Genomic DNA, 14,768 nt, shown 5'->3' on the forward strand with positions numbered 1-14,768 from the left:
CCACCTGCTCGACCCGGCCACGCTGGCGGCGCCCGACGTCCGCTTCTTCGTGGCGCGGCGGGACGGGACGGCGGTGGGGTGCGGCGCGCTGCGCGTCGACGACGCCGCCGGCTACGGCGAGGTGAAGCGCATGTACGTGCACCCCAACGCGCGCGGCGCCGGCATCGGCCGGCGGCTGCTGGCCCGGCTGGAGGCGCAGGCCGCCGCCGAGGGCCTGGCGTCGGTGTGCCTGGAGACCGGGACCGAGCAGCCGGAAGCCCTGGCGCTCTACCGCGCCGCCGGGTTCCGGGAGCGCGGCCCCTTCGGCGGGTACCCGGCGTCCCCGTCCAGCGTGTTCCTGGAGAAACCCTGCCAACCGGCGGAGACCGCACGATGAGCGGAGGATTCACCCATTTCGACGGCGAGGGGCGCGCCGTGATGGTCGATGTCTCCGACAAGGCGGAGACGGAGCGCACGGCCACCGCCCGCGCCAGCGTGCTGATGCGGCCCGAAACGCTGACGCTGATCGTCGAAGGCGGCGTGAAGAAGGGCGACGTGCTGTCGGTGGCGCGGCTGGCCGGCATCATGGGGGCCAAGCGCACGCCGGACCTGATCCCGCTGTGCCATCCCCTGGCCCTCACCGCGGTCACCGTGGACCTGACGGTCGATCCCGACCGCAACGCCGTCGACGTCACCGCCACGTGCAAGCTCAAGGGGCGCACCGGCGTGGAAATGGAGGCGCTGACCGCCGTGACCGTCGCCGCCCTGACCGTCTACGACATGTGCAAGGCGGTGGACCGCGGCATGACCATCACCGACGTCCGCCTCGTCCACAAGGCGGGCGGCAAGAGCGGCGAGTGGGGGGCCGCCCGCCCGTGACCGGGCCGGAGTGCAGCGTTCCGGAGGCGCTCGCCCGCATGCTGGCGGCGTGCCCGCCGCTGCCGGCGGAGACGGTGCCGCTGGCCGCCGGGCTGGGCCGGGTGCTGGCCGCGCCGGTGGTGGCGCGGCAGACCCAGCCGCCCTTCGCTGCGTCCATGATGGACGGCTGGGCGGTGCGGGCCGCCGACGTCGCCGGCGCCGGGCCCGATGCCCCCGTCACCCTGCGCCGCATCGGTGAGGCGGCGGCCGGCCACGGCTTTGCCGGCACGGTCGGCCCCGGCGAGGCCGTGCGCATCTTCACCGGCGCGCCCATCCCGCCCGGCGCCGACGCCGTGGTGATGCAGGAGGATTGTCGTGACGACGGCGCCACCGTGCGGATCGGCCGCGCCGTCGGTCCCGGCCGCTTCGTCCGGCCCTCCGGCCACGATTTCGGCGCCGGCGACGCGGTGCTGCCGGCCGGCCGGCGTCTGACCAGCCGCGACGTGGCGCTGGCCGCCGGCGCCGACGTGCCCTGGCTGAGCGTCCACCGCCGTCCCCGCGTCGCCGTGCTCGCCACCGGCGACGAGATCCGCCTTCCCGGCGAACCGCCGGCCCCCGGCCGGATCGTCAGCTCCAACGCCTTCGGCCTGTGCGCGCTGGTGGAAAGCCAGGGCGGCGTCGCGCTCAACCTGGGCGTGGCACCCGACAGCGCCGCCGATCTGGCCGAACGCGCCGCGGCAGCGGCGGGGACCGACCTGCTGGTCACCGCCGGCGGTACCGCAGAGGGCGACCGCGATTTCGTGCGCAGCCTGCCCGGCGCGCGCACCCCCCTGGTGGACGGCGTGGCCATGCGGCCGGCGCGCCGCCTGCTGTTCGCCGCCGCCGGCGGCAGCCGCCTGCTCGCCCTGCCCGGCAACCCGGTGTCGGCCCTGGTGGCGGCCGTCCTGTTCCTGCGGCCCATGCTGCGCGTCTTGCAGGGACTGCCGCACGAGCCCGGACCACGGCGCTTCGCCCGCCTGGACGGGCGGCTGCCCGCCGGTGGCGGGCGGGCCGACTTCCCGCGCGCCGCCCTGAGCGTCGATGCCGCGGGCGAGCTGGTGGTGACGCCTCTGCCGCGGCAGGACGTGGCCCTCACCTCCGCCATCGCGGCGGCCGACGCGCTGATCGTGCGTCCGCCGGACGCGGCGGCGGCCGAACCGGGGACGCCGGTGGAGATCATACCGCTCGCCGGCGGCTGCCTCAAACTCTGATTTCAATAATCCCCTCCGGTTATTTTTCTGCTCAAGCTCACGCTTGCAGACTTGACGTGTCGCCGGAACCAAACTAGAACATGTCAATCCGTTTTTCTTTTGTTCCAGATCCGTTCGGTCGGGGCCGGGGAGGCATTCATGCTCACGCGCAAGCAGCAGGAGCTTCTGCTCTTCATCCATGACAGGCTTGGCCAGGGCGGCGTGTCCCCCTCCTTCGACGAGATGAAGGACGCGCTGGGCCTGAAGTCCAAGTCCGGAATCCACCGCCTGATCACCGGGCTGGAGGAGCGCGGCTTCATCCGCCGCCTGCCCCACCGCGCCCGCGCGCTGGAGGTGCTGCGCCTGCCCGACGGCATGGAGCCGCCCCGCCGCACCCGACCGGAGCCGGTCCCGACCGCCGCTCCCGCTGCCGCGCCCTCTCCGGCACCGGCGCCGGCCCGCGCGCCCGCCCCGCGCTTCCAGCCCAACGTCATCCGCGGCGACTTCTCGGGCGCCATGCCGGGTCGCGAGGTGGTGGCGGCCGCGGAATCGGTGCAACTGCCGCTCTACGGCCGCATCGCCGCCGGCACGCCGATCGAGGCGTTGCGCGACACCTCCACCATGATCGACATCCCCGCCGCCATGCTGTCGCCGGGCGAGCATTACGCGCTGGAGGTCTCCGGCGACTCGATGGTCGAGGCCGGCATCCTCGACGGCGACACGGTGGTGATCCAGCGCTGCGACAGCGCCGACAACGGGACCATCGTGGTGGCCCTGGTGGACAACCACGAGGCCACGCTGAAACGCCTGCGCCGCAAGGGCCACACCATCGCGCTGGAGCCGGCCAACACCGCCTATGAAACCCGCATCTTCGGCGCCGACCGCGTCCGGGTGCAGGGCCGGCTGGTCGGGCTGATCCGCCGCTACTGACCGAAGGCGGCCCGCCGATCCGGGGCCGCGACGGACGGGAACACGGCGCATCGCGGCCTGAAGAGAGGGCGCTTCCGCAACCGGCGGGAGCGCCCTTTTTCGTGCGCCCCGCCCGCCCGGCTAGGTTCCGACCCACCCGGGAGAGTTCCCCGCCCTGCCCCACCGGGCGTTCCGCGGATCGTCCGTCCCCCATAAGGTTTGACCACAGGATCTGTGAGGATGCTGTCCCCCCAAGCCTCTCCCCCTTCCCTTCGGGGAAGGGGGGATCTTTCCACCGCCGGCTCCGTCGTCCAATGGATGCTTCCATGCCCGCCAACCGCGTCAAGGACATCGTAATCCTCGGGATCGTCGGCGACAGCGCGTCCGGCAAGACGACCCTGGCGTCCGGCATCGTCAAAGTTCTGGGAGAGGACCGGGTCGCGATCCTGTGCAGCGACGACTACCACCGTCATTCCCGGCGCGAGCGGGCCGAACTGGGCGTGTCCGCCCTGGACCCCCGCGCCAACCACATCGACATCCTGGAACAGCACCTGAAGCTGCTGCGCCAGGGCCAGCCGATCCTGAAGCCCGTCTACGACCACGACACCGGCGATCTGGTGCGGCCCGAGTATCTGGCGCCCAAGCCCTACATTATCGTCGAAGGATTGCTCGGCTACACCACCCGCGCCATGCGCGACTGCTACGACGTGAAGGTGTACCTGGAGCCCGACGAAGAGTTGCGGGTGCGCTGGAAGATGGCGCGCGACATCGGACGGCGCGGCTACACCCGCGACGAGGTCCTGGCCTCCCTGGAGCGCCGGCGGATCGACAGCCCGACCTACATCCACCCCCAGCGCACCTTCGCGGACATGGTCATCGGGTTCCACCCGCCCGAGGAGGCACCGCAGGAATCGGGCGTCGGCCTCAACGTGCGCCACGTCCTGCGCCCGACGCTGCCGCACCCGGACCTGACGCCCATCATGGAATCCGTCCAGAACGGCGGCATCCACCTGGAATTGTGCCGCGACGGCGACGGCAAGCCCGTGGACGTGCTGGAGATCGCCGGCGGAATCGCGTCGGAGCGAGCCCGCCGTCTGGAGGACCTGCTGTGGCGCCTTCTGCCGGAAGTCCGGCATCTGCGCTGCAGCATCGGCGAATTCACCGACACCGGGAACCGCACCGCAACCAGTGCGCCGCTGGCGATCTCCCAGCTTCTCGTCGCCTACCACATGGTCAAGGCCGCCATGGGCGTCCACGCACTCTGATTGGGAAGGAATAGCAACGTGATGGATACCGTCCTGCCCGACCGCCCCGCCCCGGCCGCGGCCGCGCCGACCCACGCCGACCTGGCCAACGCCGTCCGCTTCCTGGCGATCGACGCCATCGAGACGGCGAAGTCCGGGCATCCCGGCCTGCCCATGGGCATGGCGGACGTGGCGACGGTGCTGTTCACCCGCTTTCTGAAGTTCGATGCCGCCGATCCCGCCTGGCCCGACCGCGACCGCTTCGTCCTGTCGGCCGGCCACGGCTCCATGCTGCTGTACGCGCTGACGCACCTCACCGGCTATGCGGACATGGACATCGCCCAGATCCGCGCCTTCCGCCAGTTCGGGAGCCGCACGCCCGGCCACCCGGAGGTCGGCCACACCGAAGGGGTGGAGACCACCACGGGGCCGCTCGGCCAGGGGCTGGCGAACGCCGTCGGCATGGCGCTGGCGGAGCGGATGATGCAGGCCCGCTATGGCGACGCGGTGGTCGACCACCACACCTACGTGATCGCCGGCGACGGCTGCCTGATGGAAGGCTTGAGCCAGGAGGCCATCACCCTGGCCGGCCACCTGCGGCTGTCGCGGCTGATCGTGCTGTGGGACGACAACCGCATCACCATCGACGGCACCACCGCCATCGCCACCTCCGACGACCAGATCGCGCGCTTCACGGCAGCGGGCTGGGCCACCGCGCGGGTGGACGGCCATGATCCCGAGGCGATCGCCACCGCCATCGCCGCCGCCCGCACCGCCGATCGGCCGACCCTGATCGCCTGCCGCACGGTCATCGGCTTCGGCGCGCCCACCAAGGCGGGGACCGAGAAAGTGCACGGCGCGCCGCTGGGGCCGGAAGAGACGGCGGCGACCCGCCGGGCGCTGAACTGGCCGCACGCCCCCTTCGAGGTGCCGCAGCCGGTGCTCGACGCCTGGCGCGCCGCCGGGCGCCGGGGCGCCATGCAGCGCGTCGCCTGGCAGGAGCGGATGGCCCGCCTCGACGCCACAGTGCGGGAGAGCTTCGAGCGCACCACCGCCGGCACCCTTCCTGCGGGCTGGCAGGCGGCCCTGCTGGGGTTCAAGGCCAAGGCCAGCGCCACGGCACCCAAGGTCGCCACACGCAAGGCGTCGCAGGACGTGCTGGAGGTGCTGACGGCCACCATTCCCGAACTGATCGGCGGTTCGGCCGACCTCACCCATTCCAACCTCACCCACACGCGCTGCACGCCGTCGGTGACGGCCCTGGACTTCTCCGGCCGCTACATCCACTACGGCATCCGCGAGTTCGCCATGGCCGCCGTCATGAACGGCCTGTCGCTGCACGGCGGCTTCATCCCCTACGGCGGCACCTTCCTGGTGTTCAGCGACTACATGCGCAACGGCATGCGCATGTCGGCGCTGATGAACCGGCGTGTGGTCTACGTGCTGACCCACGACAGCATCGGCCTGGGCGAGGACGGCCCTACCCACCAGCCGGTGGAGCATCTGGCCATGCTGCGCGCCACGCCGAACCTGCTGGTCTTCCGCCCGGCGGACGTCGTGGAGACGGCGGAGTGCTGGCAACTGGCCCTGGAAAACGCCGATGGTCCCAGCGTGCTGGCCCTGTCGCGCCAGAACCTGCCGACGCTGCGCACGGTGCACACCGACGAGAACCGGAGCGCCCGGGGCGCCTACGTGCTGGCGGAGGCGGACGGCGAGCGGCGCGCCACCCTGATCGCCACGGGGTCGGAGGTGGAAATCGCACTGAAGGCGCGCGACGTCCTACAGGCGGACGGTGTTCCCACCGCTGTGGTCTCGATGCCGAGCTGGGAGCTGTTCGCCCGCCGGGACGCCGCCTACCGCCGCGCCGTCCTATGCCCCGGCACCATCCGGGTCGCCGTGGAGGCGCTGGGCACCTTCGGGTGGGAGCGCTGGGTGGGTGAGGACGGTGCCGTCATCGGCATGACCGGCTTCGGCGCCTCGGCCCCGGCCGATCAGCTCTACCGGCATTTCGGCATCACGGCCGAGGCGGTGGCGGACGCGGTGCGTGCCCGCCTGTAACCGGAAAGAACGCAAACGGGAGAACGCTTCGATGGCCCTGATTTCGCTGCGCCAGCTTCTCGACCACGCCGCCGAATACGGCTACGGCGTGCCGGCCTTCAACATCAACAACATGGAACAGGTGCTGGCGATCATGAACGCGGCCCGGAAGACGGACAGCCCCGTCATCCTGCAGGCCAGCCGCGGCGCGCGCAGCTACGCCGGCGACCGCATCCTGCGCAAGCTGGTAGAAGGTGCCGTCGAGATGTACCCGGAGATTCCGGTCTGCCTGCACCAGGACCACGGCAACGACGTCGACACCTGCCTCAGCGCCGTCACCAACGGCTTCACGTCGGTGATGATGGACGGTTCGCTGATGCCCGACGCCAAGACCCCGGCCACCTACGACCACAACGTCATGGTCACCGCCCGCGTCACCGAGATGGCCCACATGGTCGGCGTGTCGGTGGAGGGCGAGCTGGGCTGCCTCGGCTCGCTGGAAACCGGGCACGGCGAGGCGGAGGACGGCCACGGCTTCGAGGGCAAGCTGGACCGCGAGGCCCTGCTGACCGATCCCGACCAGGCGGCGGAGTTCGTGCGCCTGACGCGCGTCGACGCGCTGGCCATCGCCATGGGCACCTCCCACGGCGCCTACAAGTTCTCGCGCAAGCCGACCGGCGACATCCTGGCCATGGATGTGGTCCGCCGTATCCACGAACGGCTGCCCGACACGCACCTGGTGATGCACGGCTCGTCCTCCGTGCCGCAGGACCTACAGGACCTCATCAACGCCCACGGGGGCGAGATGCCGCAAACCTTCGGCGTGCCGGTGGAGGAGATCGTCGAAGGCATCCGCTACGGTGTGCGCAAGGTCAACATCGACACCGACTGCCGTATGGCGATGACCGGCCAGTTCCGCAAGGTCGCGTGGGAGAAGCGGGCCGAGTTCGACCCGCGCGCCTTCCTGAAGCCGGCCATGACCGCCATGCAGACGCTGTGCGAGGAACGCTACGAACAGTTCCGCACCGCCGGCAAGGCGTCGTCCATCAAGGCCATCCCCCTGGAAGAGATGGCGCGGCGTTACAAATCCGGTGCGCTGGACCCTCAGGTCCGCTGACGCACCGGCAAGGGATCGCGCAGGTCCGGCCCCGGCGCTCCGGACCGGCGCGGCCAAGGCGTCCGTGGGGTGCCTCTCCGTGGGTGGGGGGTGCCTTCGCCTTCCCCCCTCTCCCGGCAACGGGAGAGGGGGGCCTTTCTTCGACCGACCCGGCGCCGGCAACGGGCAGCAAGCCCCCGATCAAGCAGGAAGCGCACCATGGATCAGTCATCCCGTTACGTGAACCTTGACCTCCGCGAGGCGGACCTGATTGCCGGCGGCCGCCACGTGCTGTGCGCCTACATCATGAAGCCCAAGGCCGGCTACGGGTTCGTGGAAACCGCCGCCCATTTCGCGGCCGAGTCCTCGACCGGCACGAACGTCGAGGTCTGCACCACCGACGCCTTCACCCGCGGTGTCGACGCCCTGGTGTACGAGGCCGATGAGGCCAGCGGCCTGATGAAGATCGCCTACCCCAACGATCTGTTCGACCGCAACATCACCGACGGGCGGGCGATGATCGTGTCGTTCCTGACGCTCACGATCGGCAACAACCAGGGCATGGGCGACGTCGAATACGCCAAGATGCACGATTTCCACGTGCCGCCGGCGCTGCTGCGCCTGTTCGACGGCCCGGCCGTGAACATCGCCGAGATGTGGCGCGTGCTCGGCCGCCCGGTGGTCGACGGCGGGCTGGTGGTCGGCACCATCATCAAGCCCAAACTGGGCCTGCGCCCCAAGCCCTTCGCCGACGCCTGCCATGCCTTCTGGCTGGGCGGCGACTTCATCAAGAACGACGAGCCCCAGGGCAACCAGGTGTTCGCCCCGATGCGCGAGGTCATCCCCCTGGTCGCCGACGCCATGAAGCGCGCGCAGGACGAGACCGGCGAACCCAAGCTGTTCTCCGCCAACATCACCGCCGATGACCCGTTCGAGATGATCGCCCGCGGCGAGTTCATCCTGAAGACGTTCGGCGAGAACGCCGACCACGTCGCCTTTCTGGTCGACGGCTATGTGGGCGGCCCCACGGCCGTGACCACCTGCCGGCGCATGTTCCCGCGCCAGTTCCTGCATTACCATCGCGCCGGCCACGGCGCCGTCACCTCGCCGCAGGCCAGGCGCGGCTACACCGCCTTCGTCCTGTCCAAGTCGGCGACGATCCGGCCGTCGGCCAGCACCAGCACCCGCTCGAACCCGGCCAGCAGGTCCAGGTCGTGGGTGACCACCACGGCGGTCTGCGCCAGTCCGCCGATCACCTCCGCCACCCGCCGCCGGTTGCGCAGGTCCAGCAGCGTCGTCGGTTCGTCGAACACCACGCAGGCCGGCTCCATCACCAGCACCGCGGCGATGGCGAGAAGCTGCTTCTCGCCGCCGCTCAGGGTGTGCGCCGCCTGATGGCGGTGGCCCGCCAGGCCATAGCGGGCCAGCACCCCGTCGACCCGCCGCGCCGTCTCCGCCGCCCCCAGCTTCATGGGCTTCAGCCCGAAGGCGATGTCCTCCTCCACCGTGGGGAAGACGATCTGCACGTCGGGGTTCTGGAAGACGAAGCCGACGCGCCGGCGCACCGCCCGGCCGTCGCCGCGGGTGTCCAGCCCGTCCACCAGCACGCGCCCCTCGTCGGGCAGCACCAGCCCGTTCAGCAGGCGCGCCAGCGTGCTCTTGCCCGACCCGTTGGCCCCGACCACGCCGATGCGGCGCTGGGTCAGCGTCAGGTCGATGCCGTCCAGGACCGGCCGCTCGCCATAGCCATGGCGCACACCCTGCAACTCGATCTTCACCCGTGCGTTCCTCATCACCCGACCAGCACCACCTTGCCCCGCCGCCCCGGAGCGGCGGCGGCGCGCATCGCCGCGGCGGCATCGGCGAGGTCGAAGGGCAGCGCCGCCGGCAGCACCAGCCGGCCGTCGGCCACCCGGTCGATCACCGCGGCGAAGGCCGCCCGCCACTGCGCCGGCGTGCAGCCGTCCACCCACGGCTTCAGCCAGAAGCGGCGCACCGTCACCCCGCGGGCCCGCGCCGCCGCCGGCCCCGGCGACAGCAGGCTGCCGGACAACAGCCCGTAGGCCAGCAGCACCGCCCCCGGCGCCAGCAGGTCCACCAGGGCCGCCCCCGGCGCACCGCCCACCGCGTCCAGCGCCGCCGCCGCCCCGCCGCCGGTCAGCCGCGCCAGCGCCGCCGCCGGATCCTCGCGCGACGTGTCGACCACCGCCGCGGCGCCCAGCGCCAGCAGATCCTGCGTATGGGCGCCCGAGCGGCACAGGGCCAGCATGCGCAGGCCCGCTTCCCGGCAGGTCTGCGCGGCCAGGCGGCCGCAGGCCGAACCGGCGGCGTTGACCACCACCACCGCGCCCGGCGGCAGGCGCAGCTCCTCGGTCAGCATGCGCCGCACCGACAGGGGGTTGATGTAGAGCTGGGCCGCCGCCGCGTCGGGGATGGCGTCGGGAACCGCCACCGCCCACTGCGCCGGGACCGCCACCCGTTCCTGCCAGGTGCCGCCGCCGCGCAGGGCCAGCACCCGCCGGCCGAGCAGCGCGCCGTCGACCCCCGCCCCCGCGGCGACGACCGTGCCCACCCCCTCGAACCCCGGAACGAAGGGCAGCGGCGTCGCGGCGGCGTAGGTGCCGCTGACCGTCAGCAGGTCCGACGGGTTGACGGCGCGCGCGGTGACCCGCACCAGCAGCTCGCCGGGGCCGCACGCCGGCTCCGGCGCGTCCCCGGGCCGCACGACCTCGGCCGGGTCGCCGAAGCGCCGGCAGATCAGGGCGCGCATTCCTCCATCTCCGGCAGCGGCGCGATGCGGAAGTCGTGGCGGCCGTCGCCCGGCGCGGTGACGTCGTAGACGAACCGGCCGGCGATGCGGTTGTCGGCGTCGAAGGTGACGAAGCGCGGCTTGAGCGCGGCGATCTCGGTGGGCTGACAGTACAGCGAGGCGGCGATGATGACGGTGTCGCCGGGCTGGCAGGTGCGCGCCGCAGCACCGTTCAGCACGCAGCAGCGCGAGCCGCGCTCGCCGAAAATCACATAGGTGCTGATCCGCGCGCCGGAGTTCTTGTTCCAGATCTCCACGAATTCCAGCGGCAGGATGCCCACGGCCTCGCAATGCTCGGGGTCCAGCGTGATCGAACCCTGGTAGTCGAGGTGGGCATCGGTCACGCGGATGCCGTGGAGCTTTGCCCGGATGACCTTGATCATGCGCGTTTCCTTCCCGTCCCGGCGGCCGTGACGGCCGGTTCGGCGCTATACGCCAGATTTGCGCCGCAAGCTCAATCGGTTTCTGCGACGGCTGCCGGGAATCCGTCCGCCGCCGGTGCGGCCGGGCGGCGCACCCGCTCCGGCGGGAAGCGGCAGATGGCGCGGGTGCCGATCCCCGGGGCGCTGTCCAGCACCAGGGACCCGCCGTGCGCCTCCATGAAGCGGCGGGCCAGCGGCAGGCCGAGGCCGGTGCCGTCGTGGTTGCGCTGCAGGGCGCTGGTCACCTGGCCGAAGGGCTTCAGGACCAGCTCGATGTCCTCCGGTGCGATGCCGATGCCGGTGTCGGCGACCTCCAGCACCATGGCGCCGTCCGCCTCGACGCGGCCCGCCACGGTGACACGCCCGCCTTCGGGCGTGAACTTGACGGCGTTGGTCAGCAGGTTCAGCAGCACCTGCAGCACCCGCCGCGGGTCGGCCGTCAGCAGGGGCAGGTCGGACGGCAGGGTGTTGTCCAGGATGATCCCGGCGTCGTCGGCGCGCTGGCGGACCAGGAGGATGCCCTGCTCCACCACGTCGCCGGGCGCCATCAACTGATCCTGCAGGACCAGTTCGTCCGCCTCCACCTTGGCCAGATCGAGGATGTCGTCGATCAGCGCGCAGAGGTGGCGGCCGGAGCGGCTGATGTCGGCCAGATAGGCGTCGCATTCGCGGATCGTGCGGTCGCCGAACGCCCCCAGGCGCATGGCTTCGGAAAAGCCGATGATGGCGTTCAGCGGCGTGCGCAGCTCGTGGCTCATGTGGGCGAGGAACAGGGACTTCGCCCGGTTGGCGGCCTCCGCCTGCTCCTTGGCCCGGCGCAGGGCGTCCAGCGCCTCCTCCAGGGCGCGCGTGCGTTCCGACACGGTGCGCTCCAGACCGCGGTTCATTTCCCGGACCCGGGCTTCCGCCTCGCGGCGCCGGGTGACGTCGTGGGCGGCCACCAGCACCGCCGGTCGGCCGCCGAACACGAACGGGGCGGCCGTCACCTCGACCACGGCGTGGCGGCCGGCCAGCGTCATCACCCGTTCCTCCGCCGTCGTCCGCTCGGCCGACAGCTCGGCCACGCTGCGCCGCGCCACGGGCTGCCAGTCGGGATGGACGAGATCGAGGATGCGGCGGCCGATGAGAGCGTCCGGTGTCGCGGCGTCGGCCAGACGCAGGGCCTCGCCGTTGGCGAAGACGATGCGGCCGTCCTGGTGGATGAAGATCGCCACCGGCGCCGTGTCCACCAGCGTGCGGTAGCGCCGCTCGCTGTCGTGCGCCGCCTGCCGGGTGCGGTCCAGCCAATTGGCATAATAGGCCAGGCCGAACAGCGTGCCGCAGAGCAGGGCGAGGACGCTGCCGCCCAGCAGCCGCGGCACGGTCCGGTCGCCCGATGCGGCCTCCCAGCCGCTGCGCGGACGGGCGGCGAGCTGCCAGACGCCGCCGGGGAACACGGCGTCCACCAGGACGGCGTCGGTGTCGAACAGCGAGGGGGCGCCGAACACCGCCCCGCCGGGGATGCCGCCGTCTCCCCGGATGCGGATGGCCAGGTCAAGCGATTGCACCGCCTCCGGCACGCCGGACCGCTCGATCAGGCGGTCCAGGTCGATGGCGACGGACACGGTCGCGATGTGGCGGCCGGGCTGACCGTCCTCGTCCGGCGCGAACACCGGCAGACGGCTGATGATGCCGCGCCCGCCCTGGATCAGCGCCGTGGGGCCCGTCACCACGGGCCCGCGCAGCTCCGCGGCACGGCGGTTCGCGGCGTACTGCTCGGGGTAGTTGCGTATGTCCGAGCCGATCACCGATTTATCGGGGTATGCCCGCGTGATCAGGGTGTCACGGGTCAGGGCCAGGTTCCGCACATGACTCTGCGGGTCGATGATTTGCCGGGCGAAGTGGTCGAACGCCGTCGGCTCGATGTCCCCGCGCATCTGCAAGGGAGCGGCGATGCCGCGCGTCGTCAGCATGGCGGCGTGCAGCAGCCCCTCCAGGCGCGACCGCACGATGCCGAGCTGGTACAGCACCTCGGTCTGCGCCGCCTGCTGGCGGGCCCGACGGTCGAGACCGTCCATGGTGACGAGGGCGGCTCCCGCAGCCAGTGACAGCAGGGTGGCGGCGATGTAGGTCAGGGCTTTGCGAGCCAAGCCGGGACTCCCTCGGGAACGCCCGTCCAGATAAAGCACTCCCGGCGATGGCGATCCAGCGTCCTTTTTGCAGTGGCCGGCCGCCGCACCACCGCCTGCCCCGCATGGCCACCGGTCGAAATATTAACCATATAAGAAATTGTCGTAGTTAATTCGAGTGATGGCAAGCTCTGCCGCTCCCGGCGTTATCACCCGCGCCACTCCGTCGCATCCCCCGGCTTAATAAATTCTTAGGTCCGCATGTTGCTTTATCATCAGATCCCGCCGCGCACGTTGCCACTTCCGGGAATCATGACTTTTCATCCGCCCGAGCACACCATTACTGTCATGAACGAAGCGTTCGCCCGCACCGGATCCATTCACCGGGGAAACTCATGAAGCCAGCGATCCACCCGCCCGCAGCCAGCGCCTCGCTGCAGCGCGACCGCTTCATCGGCTTCGCCTTCGCCGGGGGACACCTGCTGATCCAGACCGACGGCACCGGCGCCATCGCCTATGCGACCGGAGCGCGCTGCGGGCTGGTGGCGGGCAGCGTCGACGACCTGGTGGGCCGCAATCTTCTGGAGTTCGCCCCGGCGGAGGAGCAGGCGTACCTGCGCCGCCTGCTGCGCCGCCTGGCCGAGCGCGGCAAGCTCGACCCGTGCTGCGTGGTGCTGCGGACCGCCGGGGGCGAGACCTTTCCGGCCCAGATCGGCGGCTGCCGGCTGCCGCTCTATCCCGACACCAACTTCCTGTCGGTGGTGGCGGGGGCCAGCGTGCTCAACCGGCTGCGGGACGGCCGGCTGCCCGGCCTCAACGCCTTCGTGCACGGCATCGAGGCGAAGATCGGGGCGTGCGCCGCGCTCGACCGGCCGCAGAGCCTGTCGCTGATGCTGCTCGACGGGCTGGGGGATTTCCTGATCACCAACCCCGGCGAGCACAAGGACCTGGTGCAGGCGCTGGAGGCGTACCTGCTGTCCATCTCCACCGACGGCGACGGCGCCGCCCGGCTGGACGAGGACCGCTACGCCGTGCTGCACGACGACAGCCTGTCGGCCGGCGAGATCCGCAGCGACATCGATCGGCTGCTGGCCGAGCGCGGGGCGGACTGCCTGCGCGACACGCTGATGCTGCACCAGATCTCCCTGCGCAGCCACGCCGCCCTGCCCACCGCCGACGTGGCGCGCGCACTGGCCTACACGTTGCAGATCTTCGCCAGGGGCCGCGGCGATTTCACCATCGCCACCATCGACGACGGCATCCTGGACCTGCTCCACACCTCGGTGGAGCGGGTGAGCGCGTTCCGCCGCACCCTGGAGACCCGCGACTTCCGCATGGTCTACCAGCCCATCGTCACCATCACCGGACGGCGCCTGCACCACGTGGAGGCGCTGGTCCGCTTCGGCCACGCGGAATCGCCGGCCGAGTTCATCGGCTTCGCCGAGAGCGTGGGAATGATCGGCGACCTGGACCTGCTGGTGTTCCAGACCGTGCTGGAAACGCTGGCGGAGGGGGCGGCGGCGTCGGTCGTCATGCCCGACGTGGCCGTCAACATCTCCGCCGCCACCCTGAACAGCCCGCTGCTGATGGAGCAGCTGGAGCGCATCGTCGAGCCGTTCGGCCCGCCGCGCCGCAAGCTGCTGGTGGAGATCACCGAAACCAGCATGGTGAAGGACTTCGACGCGCTCAACCGGGCGATCGGGCGGATGCGCGACATGGGCATGCGGATCTGCCTCGACGACGTGGGGGCCGGCACCACCTCCTTCATGTCGCTGAACGCGCTGAAGGTGGACTTCGTGAAGCTGGACGGGCCGCTGGTCCAGGCGGCGATCCGGGGCGGGCGGGAGCGGGCGATCCTGCAATCCATCGTCGAGATCTCCGGCCACCTCGGCGTCGAGGTCATCGCCGAACAGATCGAGACGGAGGAGCAGGCGGCGTTCGTCCGGGCCCAGGGGGTGCGCCTGGTCCAGGGCTTCCTCTACGGCCGCCCTACCCCCGACATGCCCGGCCGCACCCGCCGCACCCCCCCCGCCAACCGCCGCCGCGGCGAGGCGGAGCACTGGGAATAGGGGGAGCC

12 protein-coding genes and 1 pseudogene are annotated in these 14,768 nt (G+C 71.5%); 9 read left to right on the forward strand and 4 right to left on the reverse strand.

Going from position 1 to position 14,768, the window contains the following annotated elements:
• The 8 genes and pseudogenes from G472_RS0122215 to G472_RS34985 form a co-directional block, all read left to right on the forward strand.
• Positions 1-376: GNAT family N-acetyltransferase (locus G472_RS0122215; RefSeq protein WP_029010127.1), on the forward strand; the 376-nt coding region annotated here is incomplete at its 5' end.
• On the forward strand, positions 373-858 hold the full coding sequence (moaC, locus tag G472_RS0122220; protein WP_029010128.1) for a cyclic pyranopterin monophosphate synthase MoaC: 486 nt from the start codon (positions 373-375) through the stop codon (positions 856-858). The genes G472_RS0122215 and moaC, both read left to right, overlap by 4 nt.
• Complete coding sequence (locus G472_RS0122225; protein ID WP_029010129.1) at positions 855-2,087, forward strand: molybdopterin molybdotransferase MoeA; 1,233 nt, start codon at positions 855-857, stop codon at positions 2,085-2,087. Before moaC ends, G472_RS0122225 begins: the two co-directional genes overlap by 4 nt.
• A gap of 138 nt (positions 2,088-2,225) precedes the next feature.
• Complete coding sequence (gene lexA / locus G472_RS0122230; protein WP_029010130.1) at positions 2,226-2,996, forward strand: transcriptional repressor LexA; 771 nt, start codon at positions 2,226-2,228, stop codon at positions 2,994-2,996.
• 305 nt (positions 2,997-3,301) lie between these two features.
• Positions 3,302-4,240, forward strand: coding sequence for a phosphoribulokinase (locus G472_RS0122235; protein ID WP_029010131.1), 939 nt, complete (start codon positions 3,302-3,304; stop codon positions 4,238-4,240).
• 21 nt (positions 4,241-4,261) lie between these two features.
• Complete coding sequence (gene tkt / locus G472_RS0122240; protein WP_051341146.1) at positions 4,262-6,277, forward strand: transketolase; 2,016 nt, start codon at positions 4,262-4,264, stop codon at positions 6,275-6,277.
• 31 nt (positions 6,278-6,308) lie between these two features.
• Positions 6,309-7,373 carry a class II fructose-bisphosphate aldolase gene (gene fba, locus G472_RS0122245; RefSeq protein WP_029010133.1) on the forward strand — a complete coding sequence of 355 codons (1,065 nt, stop codon included), beginning with the start codon at positions 6,309-6,311 and terminating at the stop codon, positions 7,371-7,373.
• A 198-nt stretch (positions 7,374-7,571) separates the two neighbouring features.
• Positions 7,572-8,537 (forward strand): annotated as a pseudogene (locus G472_RS34985) (ribulose-bisphosphate carboxylase); the annotation flags it as partial.
• Here G472_RS34985 and G472_RS38320 read toward each other — a convergent pair.
• From G472_RS38320 to G472_RS37515, 4 genes are all read right to left on the reverse strand, one after another.
• Positions 8,477-9,145, reverse strand: a complete 669-nt coding sequence (locus G472_RS38320) for an energy-coupling factor ABC transporter ATP-binding protein (RefSeq protein ID WP_084536847.1) — start codon at positions 9,143-9,145, stop codon at positions 8,477-8,479. The pseudogene G472_RS34985 and the gene G472_RS38320 overlap by 61 nt on opposite strands.
• Positions 9,145-10,122, reverse strand: a complete 978-nt coding sequence (locus G472_RS0122260; protein WP_029010135.1) for a zinc-dependent alcohol dehydrogenase family protein — start codon at positions 10,120-10,122, stop codon at positions 9,145-9,147. The genes G472_RS38320 and G472_RS0122260 overlap by 1 nt, the downstream gene beginning before the upstream one ends.
• Complete coding sequence (gene panD, locus G472_RS0122265) at positions 10,110-10,544, reverse strand: aspartate 1-decarboxylase (RefSeq protein ID WP_029010136.1); 435 nt, start codon at positions 10,542-10,544, stop codon at positions 10,110-10,112. The genes G472_RS0122260 and panD overlap by 13 nt, the downstream gene beginning before the upstream one ends.
• A 71-nt stretch (positions 10,545-10,615) precedes the next feature.
• Positions 10,616-12,712 (reverse strand): sensor histidine kinase, encoded by a 2,097-nt coding sequence (locus tag G472_RS37515; protein WP_051341147.1) that lies wholly within the window; start codon positions 12,710-12,712, stop codon positions 10,616-10,618.
• A 374-nt stretch (positions 12,713-13,086) separates the two neighbouring features.
• On the opposite strand from G472_RS37515, the gene G472_RS34995 reads away from it, so the two are divergent.
• Complete coding sequence (locus G472_RS34995; protein ID WP_051341148.1) at positions 13,087-14,760, forward strand: EAL domain-containing protein; 1,674 nt, start codon at positions 13,087-13,089, stop codon at positions 14,758-14,760.
• Positions 14,761-14,768: the final 8 nt, after the last annotated feature.

This window comes from Azospirillum halopraeferens DSM 3675, from assembly GCF_000429625.1.
In the GTDB taxonomy this organism is placed as follows: domain Bacteria; phylum Pseudomonadota; class Alphaproteobacteria; order Azospirillales; family Azospirillaceae; genus Azospirillum; species Azospirillum halopraeferens.

What these genes read in the sequence shown, in the direction of transcription:
- tkt (WP_051341146.1), top strand. Translation starts at nt 4,262, where the DNA reads ATGGATACCGTCCTGCCCGACCGCCCCGCCCCGGCCGCGGCCGCGCCG.
- panD (WP_029010136.1), bottom strand. Translation starts at nt 10,544, where the DNA reads ATGATCAAGGTCATCCGGGCAAAGCTCCACGGCATCCGCGTGACCGAT.
- G472_RS34995 (WP_051341148.1), top strand. Translation starts at nt 13,087, where the DNA reads ATGAAGCCAGCGATCCACCCGCCCGCAGCCAGCGCCTCGCTGCAGCGC.
- G472_RS38320 (WP_084536847.1), bottom strand. Translation starts at nt 9,145, where the DNA reads ATGAGGAACGCACGGGTGAAGATCGAGTTGCAGGGTGTGCGCCATGGC.
- G472_RS0122260 (WP_029010135.1), bottom strand. Translation starts at nt 10,122, where the DNA reads ATGCGCGCCCTGATCTGCCGGCGCTTCGGCGACCCGGCCGAGGTCGTG.
- lexA (WP_029010130.1), top strand. Translation starts at nt 2,226, where the DNA reads ATGCTCACGCGCAAGCAGCAGGAGCTTCTGCTCTTCATCCATGACAGG.
- G472_RS0122235 (WP_029010131.1), top strand. Translation starts at nt 3,302, where the DNA reads ATGCCCGCCAACCGCGTCAAGGACATCGTAATCCTCGGGATCGTCGGC.
- moaC (WP_029010128.1), top strand. Translation starts at nt 373, where the DNA reads ATGAGCGGAGGATTCACCCATTTCGACGGCGAGGGGCGCGCCGTGATG.
- fba (WP_029010133.1), top strand. Translation starts at nt 6,309, where the DNA reads ATGGCCCTGATTTCGCTGCGCCAGCTTCTCGACCACGCCGCCGAATAC.